We start from the raw sequence: 12,983 nt of genomic DNA on the forward strand, positions 1-12,983 counted from the left end.
TTCCATGCCTGTTTTGAACCCGTCTGCCCCCACAGCAGCGCACACGCTGAATTTCCACCCACCGGTTTGCTCCCCGGCCGTCCGCCGGGCCGAAATGGACGAATGGAGCGAAGAAGCCGTGCAGCAGTTGCTGGACCTGCCTTTTCTCGACCTGCTGCACCGCGCGCAATCTGTTCACCGCGAACACTGGCCCGAAGGCGACATGGAACTGGCAACCCTGCTGTCGGTCAAGACCGGGGGCTGCCCCGAGAACTGCGGCTATTGCCCCCAGGCCGCGGAGTTCGACACCGGCGTCAGCGCGCAAAAGCTCATGGGCGTCGATGAAGTGCGCGCCGCGGCCCAGGCCGCCAAGGATGCGGGGGCGACGCGCTTTTGCATGGGCGCGGCCTGGCGCGCGCCCAAGGACCGCGATATCGAGAAAATGGCGCTGCTGATTGAAACCGTCAAGGGGCTGGGAATGCAGACCTGCGCGACGCTGGGCATGCTGCAAAGCCACCAGGCCACGGCATTGAAGGAAGCCGGCCTCGACTACTACAACCACAACCTCGACACCGCGCCCGAGTACTACACCGACGTGGTCAGCACGCGCAGCTACCAGGACCGGCTCGATACCTTGAGCGCGGTGCGCGCGGCCGGCATCAGCGTGTGCTGCGGCGGCATCGTGGGCATGGGCGAGGCGCCCGTGCACCGCGCCGGGCTGATTGCCCAACTGGCGAATCTCAAGCCCTATCCCGAGTCGGTGCCTATCAACAGCCTGGTGGCCGTTCCCGGAACGCCGCTGGCCGACAGCCCACCCGTGGACCCTCTGGATTTCGTGCGCGTGATCGCGGCCTGCCGCATCACCATGCCCAAAGCCCGGGTGCGCATGTCTGCCGGGCGCCAGCAAATGGGGCAGGCCGTTCAGGCCCTGTGCTTCCTGGCCGGCGCGAACTCCATCTTTTATGGCGACAAGCTGCTGGTGACCGGTAACCCCGAAGTCGATGCCGACAACCAGCTGCTGCAAAAACTGGGCATGCGGGTTCGCCGCAGCCCAGTCTGAATCGCAACAGCGGGACAGGCGCGCGCAGCGCCTGGCTTTATGCCAGCGTCAGCGTGACGTCGATATTGCCGCGCGTGGCGTTGGAGTAGGGGCAGACCTGGTGGGCGGTGTCGACCAGTTCCTGGGCCTGGGCCTTGTCCATGCCGGGCAGCGAGATGTTCAGGCGCACGGCGATGCCAAAGGCCTGGCCCACGGGGCCGAGGTCGACTTCGGCGTCGATCGCCAGATCCTGGGGCAGCGTCACTTTCTGGCGCGCGGCCACGGCCTTGAGCGCGCCGATGAAGCAGGCGGAGTAGCCGGCGGCAAACAGCTGCTCGGGGTTGGTGCCCTTGCCCGCGCCGCCGGGCGAGGACAGGCTGATGTCCAGGCGGCCGTCGTCACTGCTGGAAGCGCCATCGCGGCCACCGGTGGTGTGGGTGCGGGCGGTGTAGAGAACTTTGTCGAGCGATGCCATGGGGTGAACTCCTGAAAAGTGAAGACGCTTCAATGGGAAGCGGGAGGGATCAGCGCAACCAGATGGTCGCGCCATTGCTGGAGTTGCAGGCGCAGGGCCTGCAGCTCGGAAAGGGTGCACGGACTTTGTTGCAGCATGCAGTCAGGAATGCCGGCAAGCTTTTCGCGCAGCGCGCGGCCGGCCTCGGTCAGGACCACGCGCACCCGGCGTTCATCCGCACTGTCGCGCTGGCGTTGCAGCCAGCCCGCGCTTTCCATGCGCTTGAGCAGCGGAGTGAGTGTGCCGGAATCAAGAAACAGGCGATCGCCCAGTTCAGAGACCATGCAGTCGTCCTTTTCCCAGAGCGAGAGCATCACCAGATATTGCGGATAGGTCAGCCCCCAGGGCTTGAGCAGCGGCTTGTAGAGCTTGGTCGTCGCCAACGAAGCGGAGTACAGCGCAAAGCACAGCTGGTTGTCGAGCTGGAGAGCATCGCTGCTGGAAGACACAAGTGCGTTGGGCATGGGTGCATTGTTATGCACAATTGAATTGCACACAATTTAATTTCCAAAGAACCTGCAGACAGAAGGGTCGGCAGCTGCCGCCCTCAGGGCGCAACAGGCGGGCGCACCGCGCCTGGCTGCGCCTTGTGCGCGAGCCAGGCACGGCGCACGAACGGGTCGGTCACGCAGTACACGCCGTGGCTCTTGCGCATGATGATGTTGGCATTGCGCAGCTCGTCTGCGACACGCTGGACCTGGTCGGTCGTGACATAGTGGCCGACCACGGCGCTGTAGGCGCTCACGGATTCGGCGGAAAACAATCCGCGCACGCCTTCCTCGTCTGCAACCACCCGCTCGAAGACGGCCATGGCCAGCATTCCCAGGTCTTCGATCTTGCGCAGCTCCACATCCGCCGACGCGCTCTTGAGCGTCAGCGCGATCACGGGGAAGAAGGTATCGACCTGCGCCGCCACGTATTGCTGGACCATGCGCAAGGCGCGCAGCAGTTCTTCGGGCCGGTGGCCCAGGGTCTCGAAGGCCGCTACCGCGACCGCGAGACTCGGCACTTTCGCGCCTTCCGCGTGAACGGCATCGAGCAGGTATTCGACATAGTCGTCGCCCAGCGTGGGGTAGCTGAGCGAAGTCGCTCCGGCAAACGCCTGCTTGCCTTGCAGCGTCAGGCTGGCCACCTGAGCGCGGTGCGAGCCCGTGCCTATGAAAAGAAAGTACCCGGGCGTGTCGGGCCGGGGATTGATCGCATCGCGCGCGGCCTTGAGCGCAAGCATCAGCTGCGCCCCCTGTTCGGTCGCCAGCACCTGCTGCACTTCATCGACGATCAGCACCACATGGGTTTTGGCCTTGTCGACGACTTCCATCAGCGCCTGGGCCAGGGGTGGGCCGGACTTGGTGCCCAGGTCGGCGAGCTCGAAGCCGAACTTGACGCCCAGCGCCTCCACATCGAGCCCCTTGATGCGCGCCAGCCGCGCAAGCACACTGGACGCCGGCGTCTGCAACTCCTGCAGCGCATTGCGAATCGCTGCGTGTACCAGCGCGCCGGGCTCGGCATGGGTGTCGGACCACAGGTCCACATAGATCACGACCGCATCGTGGGCTTCGAGCGCGGGCATCAGATCCTGCTGCAGGAACGTGGTCTTGCCCGTGCGCCGCGAGCCAGACAGGAACAGGCCCGAGCGCAGCCCCTGGTCGAGAATGCCAGGACGCAGCAGTTGCCTGGCCATCTGCTCTGCCAGGGCTTGACGACGGAAGTAACTCATTATTGTCAATTATCCAATTTGAATAATTATTATTATTGAATAATTCATGCGAATTGACCAGCACCTCCTCTGAATAGCGCCGGACCTACTCCTTGCCCTCCATCATGCGCGCCGCCTGGTTGCCCAGCGCGGATTCGGCGCGGAAGTAGCCCATGACCGTGGCCACGCTCTGATGCCCCGTCATGGCCATGGTGTCGGAAAGCGGCACGTTCTGGCGCCCGGCCTCGGTGACAAAGCCCGAGCGCAGCGAGTGCGCGGAGAAATCGCCTTCCACGCCCGCGAGCGCACAGCGTTCGCGCACGATATTGCGCACCGCGGGCGGGCTCAGCGGTTCACCCAGATGTCCGCCCTTGCGTATGCGCCGGAAAATCGCACCCTCCACGATGCCGCTGGCCTGCAGCCAGGCCTCAAGCGCCACCGCGGCCGCGCCCAGCACCGGCTTGTGGTTCTCGGGTGCATCGACCCCGGTCTGATTGGTCTTGGAGTGGGTCAGCGTATAGAGATAGTCGCCCGAAGCCAGGCGGCGCAGGTGCTGCATATCGGCGCCCGCGACCTCGGAGCGCCGGCGGCCGCCGCTGGCCCAGGCGAACAGCAGCAGCGCGCGGTCGCGCCGTCCGCGCAGGCTGTCGTCGCAGGTATCAAGCAATTGGGTCAGCAGGTCGCGCGTCAGCGCCTCCTTCTTTTGCGGCAATGCACCACGCTTGGCATAGGCCTTGCGCGTGCGCGACAGCAGCTCGCGCACGCGCGGGTCATGGCAAGGGTTGGCGAGGTCGCGCACCTGATGCGCTTTCGACAGCACCGAGACGCGGTGCACCAGCGTGTTGTGCGCGGGCGCGCCGGCTCGCGTCTTGTAGCCGGCCTCGATCAGCGCCTGGTCCATGGCCGCGGGCAATTCGCAGACCAGGCCTTGCGGCGTGCTGCGCTGCGCATGGTCGACGACGAACTGCAGCACGCAGTCCACCGACAGCGGCAGCGCGATCTGGCGGCCGTAGCGCAGCGCATGCCAGGCCGCCCAGTAGCGCAGCGCACTCTGGTAACTGATGCGCGTATTGAGCGACTCACCTTCACGCAGCAGGTCGCGCATGGCCTGGTGCGCCTGTTCATCCAGACCTTGTGCGGGCAAGGTTGCGGGCAGGGCCTCGTCGGCCGCTCCCACGCGCAGGGCATTGAACGTTTCGGCGCCGGAATTCCCCGAGGAGGGCGGGGCAAGGTCAAAAACATCAGGATGCATGGAAAGACTCAAGTGTTTGTATTATTTTATATGTAATACATAACGTATAATACATATATAATTCATAGATCGCGATAACAATCCATTATCGATACTAATCCTAGCAGGATGCCAAGATGAACCCACCAAAAGTCACGCGCGGCGTGCAGGAAGCCGATGTCTGGGCCGCAGCCGACGCCTTGCTGGCCCAGGGGCTGCGCCCCACGATCGAGCGCGTACGCCAGCAGATTGGCCGCGGCTCGCCCAATACCGTGAGCCCCATGCTCGAATCCTGGTTCGCGACGCTGGGCCAGCGCTTGGGCGTGGCCCAATCGGACAACCCCCAAGGCAGCGTTCCCGAGAACGTTCTGCGCCTGGCGCAGGAGCTGTGGAGCAGCGCCACGCAAGAGGCCGTGGCCGCGGCGCAAAAGACGCTGGAAGAACGCGAAGCCGCGCTGCAGGCCAGCCGCCTGTCGCATGAGGCCGATCTGGAGCACATGGCGCAGCGTGAAAAAGCCCTGCACCAGCAAAAGCAGGCCATGGACGAAGCCATGAAGCTGGCCCAGGGCCAGGCCCAGGAGCTGTCGCGCCGGCTTGATGAAATGCAGCAGCTGGCCCAGGACCGCGAAGCCCAGCTGGGCAGCCTGCGCGCGGAAATCGCCGCCCAGGGCAAGGCACGCGAGATCGAGCGCAAGGAGCACAGCGAGGAACTGCAGGCCGCGGCCCAGGAGCGCCAGCGCCTGGCCGAGCAATTCGCGGGCAACGAGCGCCGCATGCTGACCGACCTCGACCGCGCGCGCCAGGAAGTCACCAGCGCCAAGAAGGCGCAGGCCGAGCAGGAGCGCAAATCGGAAGCGCGGCTGGGCGAATGGCAGACCCGCCAGCAACACCTCGAGGAGGAACTGCTGCAGGCACGCACCCAGTTGCTGGGCGCGCAGCAGGCGGCCCAGGCCGCGCAGGAGCGCGTGACCGATCTCAAGGCCTTGTTGCTGGCCACGCAGTCGGCGAGTGCGCCGGCAGCCGCCGCGGCCAAGCCGCCGCTGCGCTCGGGCAGCCCGTCGTTGCAGCGGCGCGCATTGTCGCAGCGCGCACGCAATCTGCCGCGCAAATAAGCCAGGCGCGAAGAGCAGGCGGGGATTTTCCCGCTTGTCGGCGCTGTCTATCCTTGCGCAGGCCAGGGCAGGGGACTAGGCTTTACGCCCATCCTTGCAGGAACGACACCATGCGGCTGTGTTTGCTTGCGCTGCTTCATCTGTTTGCCGGCCTGGCCCAGGCCACGCCCGGCGGACTCGATGCCAGCGGCTGCCATCACCCCAGGAACAAGGAGTTTCACTGCCATGTGCCGCGCGCCAAGGCCCAGGGCAAGACCCTGGGCCGCGCAGAAACCACGGCCCAGCGCGAAAAGCGCCTGCTGCGCGAATGCCGGGGCCTACCCAACGCGGGCGCCTGCCTGGGGTATGCGAACCAGGCGCAAGGTCCACAGCGCTAGCAAGAAGCGCTTGATGGCCGTCCATTCCCGCCAGGGTGCAGCCCCCCAAGGGACCCAATGCGTTGAGTTGCTGTGGTTTTGCGGAGAATACGCCGCCTATTCTCCGCAAAAATGCGGAGAATAATGCCTCTAATCACCGCAACCTTATGGCCACCGAAAACCGTACCTACATCTGGCAATTGCCCGAATGGCCGCAGTGGCGCTACGACATCGGTGCGCTCGCCACACCGCTGACCGAAGTCGCAATGGCGCAGGGAAAGCTGTTTGGTGCGCTGTCGCAGCTGGGCCTGGCCGTGCGCGAACGCATGGAAGTCGACGCCTTGACGTCCGACGTTCTCAAGACCAGCGCGATAGAAGGCGAACATTTTCCACCGCAATCCGTGCGCTCATCCGTTGCGCGCCGCCTCGGAGTGGACGCAGGCGCGGTGGTGGCGGCAGACCGCAATGCCGAAGGCGTGGTGGACATGGTGCTCGATGCCACGGCCCGCTGCACCGAGGCCTTGAGCGAACAAAGACTTTTTGCCTGGCATGCGGCCTTGTTTCCCACGGGCTATAGCGGCTTGCAGCGCATACAGCCCGGCGAATGGCGCAAGGATGAGCAAGGCCCCATGCAAGTCGTGTCAGGGCGAATCGGCCGTGAAAAGGTGCACTTCGAGGCGCCCGCAGCGGACCAGCTCACGCGAGAAATGGCGCAATTTGTCGATTGGGCCAACACCGACTGCAACCACCATCCGATGATCAAGGCAGGGCTGGCCCACCTCTGGTTCGTGACGCTGCACCCCTTTGACGACGGCAACGGGCGCGTCGCGCGCGCAGTGGGAGATCTGTTCCTGGCCCGCGCCGACGCCAGTCCGCAGCGCTATTACAGCCTTGCCGGCCAGATACAGCGCGAACGCGAAGCCTACTACCAGATCCTGGAACAGACACAGCAGGGCGGCATGAACGTCACGGCCTGGCTGCAGTGGTTTCTGCGCAGCGTGCATCTGGCCGTCGAGCACGCCTTGGCCGGCGTCGGTATCAGCCAGCAGCGCAACGCCTACTGGAGCAGGTTTGCCCATGTGGCGCTCAATGCGCGTCAGCAAAAGGCGCTCAACCGGCTGTTCGAAGACTTCGAAGGCAAGCTGACCGCCAGGAAATGGGCGGCCATCACCAAGACTTCGGCTGATACCGCCTTGCGCGACATCACCGCGCTGGTGGATGCAGGGATGCTGGTCAAGGCTTCTGCGGGGGGGCGCAGTTCAGCCTACGAAATCCCCGCGGAATTCCGCTGATCGGGCGCGGGGAAAAGCGCATCAATCGCCCGCTGGATGCCGCCATAGCCCGTGCAGCGGCACAGATGGCCGCACATCAGCGCGCTGGCCGTGGGAGCGTCCATTCCGGGCTGCTGGTGCAGATAGGTCAGCCCCATGCACATTCCCGCGCTGCAGTAGCCGCATTGCACGCCGCCGCTTTGCGCCAGCGCTGCTACGACGGGCGCGGCCTGGGGTGTGCGCGACAGGGATTCAATCGTGGTGACCTGCCGGCCCTCGAGCTGCCAGGCCATCAGCAGGCAGCTGTTGGCGGGCTGGCCGTCGAGCCAGACCATGCAGGCGCCGCAGCGGCCGACTTCACAGCCGGGCTTGGCGCCGACCAGCAGGAAATGTTCGCGCAGCAGGCTCAAGAGGCGCTGGTCGGGCGCGCAGTGCACTTCGACCACCTGGCCGTTGAGCACGAACGACCAGACCGGCGGCGCGGCGTCGGCGTTTTCGGCAACAGCCAAAGGGATGCAGGCGTTCATGCGAAGACTCCTTCAAGCAGGCGAAAGACGGTTGCCGGACGCACCGGCAGGCTTTCAATGGGCGACTGCAAGGCGCAGGCAATGGCGTTGGCGCAGGCCGGCGTCGCAATATTGACGCTGATTTCTCCCGTGCCGCGCGGCCCGGTCGTGTCGTCTTCGGGCAGGCCCTCGATGGCCCAGACGTCCATGGAGGGCGCGTCGGCCAGCGTGGGAATCAGATAGCTGTCGAGGTTGCGCTGCTGGTAATGGCCGTCCACGCAGTCCAGTGATTCCTGCGTGCACAGCGCCTGGCCCATGAGCGCTCCGCCTTCTAACTGGCCCAGATAGCCCATGGGCGACACCACTGGGCCCACGGCGCCGACCAGGGCCATTTCCGTGATGCGTATGCTGCCGGTCCAGCTGTCGACCACCGCATGCGCGACGCCTGCGCAGGCGCCAAACACATAGTGGGTGTCGGGCGCGTCGCTGGGCGTGACTTCGGGCGGCTGGTCTATGGTGATCTTCGGTCGCTGCGCGCCCATATGCAGAGCCAGTTGCGCGTAGCTGGCGATCAGCCCCGCGCGGCCATGCACGCCGCCGGCGCCGAGTCGCAGATTTTCGCGCGCCACATCGAATGCCTGCGCGGTCGCGGCAAGCAGCTGCGAGCGCCATTGCGGCGCGGCGCGCTGCAGCGCATGCCAGACCAGCGTGGTCGCGCGCGAGGCCGCGACCGGCCCGGAGTCGGGCGTGCAGCGTGTGTCACCCAGCACCGGGCGCACGTCACCGGGGCCACAGTGCAGGAAATGCACGCAGGTATTGCGCACCGCGGACAGCAGGTTCTGGCCCAGTTCGGTGAAGCCGCTGCGCAGCTCGATGGCGCCGTCCTCGGCCAGCGCCAGCTCCATGCGGCAGCCGAAAGGAAAGCCCTTGCCGAAGCCGTCGCTGCGGTGCACCAGCGCCAGACCTATGCCGTGGCGGTAGCGTCCGCCTGGCCCATCGCTCCAATGGCGCTGGGGATGCGAAACCCACAGCGGATGCCGCACCAGCGCCGCGAGCGCGCGCTGCGGACCGTCGAACGGCACGACGATCTGGCCCAGCGGCCCGGGCGCATCGACGGGCTTGAGGTTGCGCAGGCGGAAATCCGCGGGGTCCAGATGCGCAGCATGGGCCAGCCTGTCCATCTGCTGCTCGAGCGCGAACTGCACCTGCACCGCGCCAAAGCCGCGAAACGCGCCGGCCACGCCGTTGTTGGTATAGGCCAGGCGCCCGGCGATGTCGATGGACTGCCAGGCATACGGCCCGGGCGCGTGTTCCAGCGCCGCGTCCAGCACTTCGGGACCATGGGTGGCGTAGGCGCCGGTATCGGCCAGGATCTGCACGCGGTGGCAAGTCAGCCGCCCGCGGGCATCGCAGCCGCTTTCCATCTGGATGCGCATGGGGTGGCGCTTGACGCCGAAATCCGTCGATTGCGCGCGCCCCAGATGCAGGCGCACGCTGCGCTGGGTCTTCCAGGCAAGCAGCGCGGCAATCGGCTGGACCGTGAGTTCGTCCTTGCCGCCGTAGGAGCCGCCGACCGGCGAGCCCACGCTGTGCACGCGCTCGGGCGGTATATCAAGCAGCGCGGCAACGACCTGGCGCTCACGCTCGGGGTTGTGGTTGGCGAAATACAGGCACAGCCCGTCCTGGCCGTCGGGCTCGGCCACGCCGCCTTCGGTTTCCAAAAATGCATGCATCTGGCGCGGCGTCTCGTATGTGGCGCTGACACGGTGCACCGTGGCAGCGTCGGCGGCGCCGTCATCGCCCAGGCGGTGATGGTGCTGGTGCAGCAGATTGCCGCCCGCATGCACGGCAGTTGCTTCGGGCCGCAACGCGGCTTCGGGGCAGGTCACGGCGGGCAGCAATTCATACTCGACCGCAATCAGATCCAGCGCCGCATGGGCGATGTCCAAGCTGTCGGCCGCCACCGCGGCCACGGCATCGCCCACATAGCGCACACGGTCGCGACACAGCGCGGGGCGGTCCACGCGGCGCAGGCCGTAGTCGGCCTGGCCCGGAATATCGGCATGGGTCACGACCGCGTGCACGCCGGGCAGAGCGCGTGCCGCCGCGGTATCGATGGACACGATGCGCGCATGCGGATGCGGGCTGCCAAGCATCGCGCCACGCAGCTGGCCGGGCGCAATGCGGTCGCTCAGATAGCCGGGGTTGCCGCCGAGCTTGGCCAGCGCGTCGGGCCGGGCAAGGTCGGCGTGCGCCAGCGGGCGCATCACGCCCGCGGGCAGCGGTGCATTCGGCTGTGTCATGGCACTTCCTCGATGGCAGGGCCCAGCAGGCCGCAATGGCCTGCAATCAGGCGGGCTGCCAGATGAGCGAGATCTTCGGGATGCTCGCTGGGCAGGCCGTCGGCGGCGCAGGCCTGGCGCAGACCGGCAAGCGCCGCAGCGCCGCGCGTTGCGGGATGGGAATGCAGCCAGGCAAGCGTTCGGCCCAGCAGACGCGCCGGCACATCGGGCGCGGCACAGGCCGCGTGGCTCAGCTGCCCCGCATTCCAGCGCAGCGCCAGGCTCAGTCGCGCCGGCGCAAAGGCCGCGCGCGCTGCGGCTTTCTCGAAGGCGGTGTGTGGCTGCGGATGACCGGGCCGCAGCGGAATATGCAAGGCCACAATCAACGGCAATTCGGCTTGGGCCAACAACGCCGCCAGCGGCAGGCGCTGGCCGGGCGCATGCGCGCATTCGGCCTGGGCATCGAGCACCAGCAGCGCGGGCGTGCTGTCGCCCCAGCGCCATGCGACGTTGCCGCCCAGCGTGCCCAGATGCCGCACGCCCAGGGCGCCCAGCTGAGCAAGCGCTTCAACCAGCAGCGGTGCATGCGCGCGCACCAGCGCGTGGGTGCGCACGGTTTCCAGCGGCATGGCCGCGCCTATGCGCAGCGCGCTTGCGTCTTCGATCAGTTCAATGCCATGCAAGGCGCTCAGGTGATGCAGGGGAATCAGACAGCAGCCGGCCGGGGCGCGGTGGCGATCGCCCCATTCCTGCTGCAAGGCCGTGCCGCCGGCGACAAAGCGCGCGCCCGGATGCGCGGCGCGCAGCGCGATGGCATGGGCCGGGCTGTCGGGCCTGAGCAATTGCATGGCCGGCCTTCAGCGCCCGGCCCAGAACGCGCGCTGCTGTGCGGCAATCTCGGCTTCGAGCGCGGGAACAGGGCCTATCAACTCCACAGGCTTCTGGCAGTGATCGAACACATAGCGCGAGGCCACGCTCATCGTCGGGTTCTCGGCGTGGTTGCCGGTCTGCTGCAGCAGCGCGTGCTCGGTCATGCCAAACACCACGCGGCCGATGTTGGCCCAGTACGAGGTGCCGGCGCACATGCAGCAGGGCTCGACCGAGGTGTACAGCGTGCAGTTCCACAGATAGTCGGCCGGATAGTTGCTGGCCGCAACCCGCGCCAGCGTCGACTCGGCATGGTTGACGGTGTCGATGTTGCACTGCTCCAGCAGCACGGTTTCGTTGTCGGGCGCGACCAGAATGGCGCCAAACGGGTGGCGGCCTATGCTCACGGCGCGCTCGGCGACTTCCATGGTGCGGCGCAGATGGCGCTCAATCTGTTCGGGCGAGGGTGGGCTGGCGGGGGGCAGGGTGGTCATGGCAAGTGAGAAAGTGAGATGAATCAGGCCTTGGGGCTGCTCCAGCCAAAGAAGCGCTGGTGCACCCATTGCACCAGGCTGTAGAGCGTGAGGCTGCTGAGCACCAGCAGCGCCAGTGCGGCAAAGGCCACGGGCACCTTGAAAGACGAGGTGGTGAACAGGATCAGATAGCCCAGGCCTTTTTCGGCGGCGACAAACTCGGCCACCACGGCGCCGACCACGGCCAGCGTGACCGACACCTTCATTGCCGAGAACACATGCGGAATCGCAAACGGCATGCGCACCTGCCAGTACTGGCGCGCGGTATTGGCGCGCAGCGAGCGCGACAGCTCAATGAACTCGGCCGGCACCGACGACAGTCCCAGGCAGGTGGAGACCACCAGGGGGAAGAACGCCAGCAGCGTGGTGATGGCCACGCGCGGCAGCACGCCCGCGCCCAGCGTGACGACAATGATGGGCGCGACGGCGACGATGGGCGTCGACTGGATGACGACCAGCCAGGGCATGACGATGCGCGACAGCAGCGCCGAGCGCGTGATCGCCACGGCCAAGGGAATCGACAGCGCGATGGCCAGCGCATAGCCCAGCAGCGCGACTTCAATCGTCGCCCACAGGTGCTCGGCCCAGCGTGCCAGGCCCAGGCTGCCCGCGGCCAGCGCAATCGCACTGGGCGCGGGCAGGATGAACTCGGGCACGGCCAGCGCACGGCAGGCCAGCTCCCAGAGGCCCAGCAGGACGATAAAAGCCAGCAACGAGGCATGGCGGAAGGCAAAGGCTTTCATGGGCAAAATCCGGAAAGTGGTGGCGTGGGGCAGGGGGGGCGATCAGTGCGGGTGGCGCGTGAACACCTGCTCGCGGATCTCGTTGGCCATGCGCGTGAACACCGGGTCGGTCAGCGTCTGCAGCGTGCGCGGCCGGGCCAGCGGCACATCGATGATCTGCGACACGCGGCCCGGGCGCGCGCTCATCACCACGATGCGGTCCGACAGCAGCAGCGCTTCCTGAATGGAGTGGGTCACGAAGACCACGGTCTTGGGGCGTTCGCTGCAGATGCGTAGCAACTCGAAACTCATTTCGTCACGCGTGAGCGCGTCCAGCGCCGAGAACGGCTCGTCCATCAGCAGGATGTCGGGGTCGTGCAGCAGCGAGCGCGCGATCGCCACGCGCTGCTGCATGCCGCCCGAAAGCTCGTGCGGGCGCTTGTGGCCGAAGTCCTGCAGGCCGATCATCTGCAGCAGCGCCTGGGCGCGCGCCTGGTCCCTGGCATCCACGCGGCCGTACTTGTGGCGCATGGGAAAGGTGATGTTGTCGACCACGCTGAGCCAGGGCAGCAGCGTGGGCTTCTGGAAGACCATGCCGATCTCGTCGCGCGGCTCGGTCACGGGCAGATCGAAGATCCGCACTTCACCGGAGCTGGGCCGCAGCAAGCCCGCGATCAGGCGCAGCACCGTCGATTTTCCGCAGCCCGAGGGGCCTATCAGCGAGATGAATTCATTGCGCTGCAGGTGCAGATCGACGTTGTGCAGGGCAGTGACAGGGCTGCCATCGCTGGACACAAAGGTTTGGGTGACGGCATTCAGGTCGATGACGCAAGGCATAGAAGATCCAGCAGGCAGGCAACAAAAGGCGGATGGCC

At 66.4% G+C, this 12,983-nt stretch carries 14 protein-coding genes; 4 read left to right on the forward strand and 10 right to left on the reverse strand.

Annotated elements, in window-relative coordinates; translation table 11 throughout:
* Nucleotides 1–4 precede the first annotated feature (4 nt).
* Complete coding sequence (gene bioB / locus ACSVDO_RS10870) at nt 5–1,039, forward strand: biotin synthase BioB (RefSeq protein ID WP_489592064.1); 1,035 nt, start codon at nt 5–7, stop codon at nt 1,037–1,039.
* Between the two features lie 37 nt (nt 1,040–1,076).
* On the opposite strand, the gene ACSVDO_RS10875 is transcribed toward bioB, so the two are convergent.
* The 4 genes from ACSVDO_RS10875 to ACSVDO_RS10890 all read right to left on the reverse strand — a co-directional run bounded on the left by ACSVDO_RS10875 (nt 1,077) and on the right by ACSVDO_RS10890 (nt 4,480).
* Nucleotides 1,077–1,493, reverse strand: coding sequence for an organic hydroperoxide resistance protein (locus ACSVDO_RS10875; protein WP_332534603.1), 417 nt, complete (start codon nt 1,491–1,493; stop codon nt 1,077–1,079).
* Nucleotides 1,494–1,522: 29 nt separating this feature from the next.
* On the reverse strand, nt 1,523–1,996 hold the full coding sequence (locus ACSVDO_RS10880; protein WP_489592066.1) for a MarR family winged helix-turn-helix transcriptional regulator: 474 nt from the start codon (nt 1,994–1,996) through the stop codon (nt 1,523–1,525).
* Nucleotides 1,997–2,079: 83 nt separating this feature from the next.
* The gene (locus ACSVDO_RS10885) at nt 2,080–3,249 is read right to left on the reverse strand and encodes an AAA family ATPase (RefSeq protein ID WP_489592068.1); all 1,170 of its coding nucleotides are present in this window, start codon (nt 3,247–3,249) and stop codon (nt 2,080–2,082) included.
* An 85-nt stretch (nt 3,250–3,334) separates the two neighbouring features.
* Nucleotides 3,335–4,480 (reverse strand): site-specific integrase, encoded by a 1,146-nt coding sequence (locus ACSVDO_RS10890; protein ID WP_489592070.1) that lies wholly within the window; start codon nt 4,478–4,480, stop codon nt 3,335–3,337.
* Between the two features lie 116 nt (nt 4,481–4,596).
* Here ACSVDO_RS10890 and ACSVDO_RS10895 point away from each other — a divergent pair, with 116 nt between their 5' ends.
* From ACSVDO_RS10895 to ACSVDO_RS10905, 3 genes are all read left to right on the forward strand, one after another.
* A complete protein-coding gene (locus ACSVDO_RS10895) occupies nt 4,597–5,571 on the forward strand; it encodes a DNA-binding protein (protein WP_489592071.1) in 975 nt (324 codons plus the stop codon).
* A 110-nt stretch (nt 5,572–5,681) separates the two neighbouring features.
* Nucleotides 5,682–5,948 carry a hypothetical protein gene (locus ACSVDO_RS10900; protein WP_489592072.1) on the forward strand — a complete coding sequence of 89 codons (267 nt, stop codon included), beginning with the start codon at nt 5,682–5,684 and terminating at the stop codon, nt 5,946–5,948.
* 146 nt (nt 5,949–6,094) lie between these two features.
* Entirely contained in the window at nt 6,095–7,219 is a 1,125-nt protein-coding gene (locus ACSVDO_RS10905; RefSeq protein ID WP_489592073.1) for a Fic family protein, read from the forward strand.
* On the opposite strand, the gene ACSVDO_RS10910 is transcribed toward ACSVDO_RS10905, so the two are convergent.
* Genes ACSVDO_RS10910 through ACSVDO_RS10935 form a run of 6 tightly spaced genes read right to left on the reverse strand, consistent with a single transcriptional unit; the run spans nt 7,192 to nt 12,945 of the window.
* Nucleotides 7,192–7,725, reverse strand: coding sequence for a (2Fe-2S)-binding protein (locus ACSVDO_RS10910; RefSeq protein WP_489592074.1), 534 nt, complete (start codon nt 7,723–7,725; stop codon nt 7,192–7,194). The two genes, ACSVDO_RS10905 and ACSVDO_RS10910, sit on opposite strands and share 28 nt — an antisense overlap.
* Entirely contained in the window at nt 7,722–10,007 is a 2,286-nt protein-coding gene (locus tag ACSVDO_RS10915; protein ID WP_489592075.1) for a xanthine dehydrogenase family protein molybdopterin-binding subunit, read from the reverse strand. The genes ACSVDO_RS10910 and ACSVDO_RS10915 overlap by 4 nt, the downstream gene beginning before the upstream one ends.
* Nucleotides 10,004–10,834, reverse strand: coding sequence for an FAD binding domain-containing protein (locus ACSVDO_RS10920; protein WP_489592076.1), 831 nt, complete (start codon nt 10,832–10,834; stop codon nt 10,004–10,006). The genes ACSVDO_RS10915 and ACSVDO_RS10920 overlap by 4 nt, the downstream gene beginning before the upstream one ends.
* 9 nt (nt 10,835–10,843) lie before the next feature.
* Entirely contained in the window at nt 10,844–11,347 is a 504-nt protein-coding gene (locus ACSVDO_RS10925; protein WP_332548835.1) for a nucleoside deaminase, read from the reverse strand.
* Between the two features lie 23 nt (nt 11,348–11,370).
* Nucleotides 11,371–12,129 carry an ABC transporter permease gene (locus ACSVDO_RS10930; protein WP_332534618.1) on the reverse strand — a complete coding sequence of 253 codons (759 nt, stop codon included), beginning with the start codon at nt 12,127–12,129 and terminating at the stop codon, nt 11,371–11,373.
* Between the two features lie 42 nt (nt 12,130–12,171).
* Complete coding sequence (locus tag ACSVDO_RS10935; protein ID WP_489592077.1) at nt 12,172–12,945, reverse strand: ABC transporter ATP-binding protein; 774 nt, start codon at nt 12,943–12,945, stop codon at nt 12,172–12,174.
* Between the last annotated feature and the right edge of the window lie 38 nt (nt 12,946–12,983).

Source organism: Comamonas sp. DB36 (assembly GCF_057914905.1).

Excerpts from the sequence above, each read along its gene's own strand:
- bioB (WP_489592064.1), top strand. The coding sequence starts at position 5 with ATGCCTGTTTTGAACCCGTCTGCCCCCACAGCAGCGCACACGCTGAAT.
- ACSVDO_RS10875 (WP_332534603.1), bottom strand. The coding sequence starts at position 1,493 with ATGGCATCGCTCGACAAAGTTCTCTACACCGCCCGCACCCACACCACC.
- ACSVDO_RS10880 (WP_489592066.1), bottom strand. The coding sequence starts at position 1,996 with ATGCCCAACGCACTTGTGTCTTCCAGCAGCGATGCTCTCCAGCTCGAC.
- ACSVDO_RS10885 (WP_489592068.1), bottom strand. The coding sequence starts at position 3,249 with ATGAGTTACTTCCGTCGTCAAGCCCTGGCAGAGCAGATGGCCAGGCAA.
- ACSVDO_RS10890 (WP_489592070.1), bottom strand. The coding sequence starts at position 4,480 with ATGCATCCTGATGTTTTTGACCTTGCCCCGCCCTCCTCGGGGAATTCC.
- ACSVDO_RS10895 (WP_489592071.1), top strand. The coding sequence starts at position 4,597 with ATGAACCCACCAAAAGTCACGCGCGGCGTGCAGGAAGCCGATGTCTGG.
- ACSVDO_RS10900 (WP_489592072.1), top strand. The coding sequence starts at position 5,682 with ATGCGGCTGTGTTTGCTTGCGCTGCTTCATCTGTTTGCCGGCCTGGCC.
- ACSVDO_RS10905 (WP_489592073.1), top strand. The coding sequence starts at position 6,095 with ATGGCCACCGAAAACCGTACCTACATCTGGCAATTGCCCGAATGGCCG.
- ACSVDO_RS10910 (WP_489592074.1), bottom strand. The coding sequence starts at position 7,725 with ATGAACGCCTGCATCCCTTTGGCTGTTGCCGAAAACGCCGACGCCGCG.
- ACSVDO_RS10915 (WP_489592075.1), bottom strand. The coding sequence starts at position 10,007 with ATGACACAGCCGAATGCACCGCTGCCCGCGGGCGTGATGCGCCCGCTG.
- ACSVDO_RS10920 (WP_489592076.1), bottom strand. The coding sequence starts at position 10,834 with ATGCAATTGCTCAGGCCCGACAGCCCGGCCCATGCCATCGCGCTGCGC.
- ACSVDO_RS10925 (WP_332548835.1), bottom strand. The coding sequence starts at position 11,347 with ATGACCACCCTGCCCCCCGCCAGCCCACCCTCGCCCGAACAGATTGAG.
- ACSVDO_RS10930 (WP_332534618.1), bottom strand. The coding sequence starts at position 12,129 with ATGAAAGCCTTTGCCTTCCGCCATGCCTCGTTGCTGGCTTTTATCGTC.
- ACSVDO_RS10935 (WP_489592077.1), bottom strand. The coding sequence starts at position 12,945 with ATGCCTTGCGTCATCGACCTGAATGCCGTCACCCAAACCTTTGTGTCC.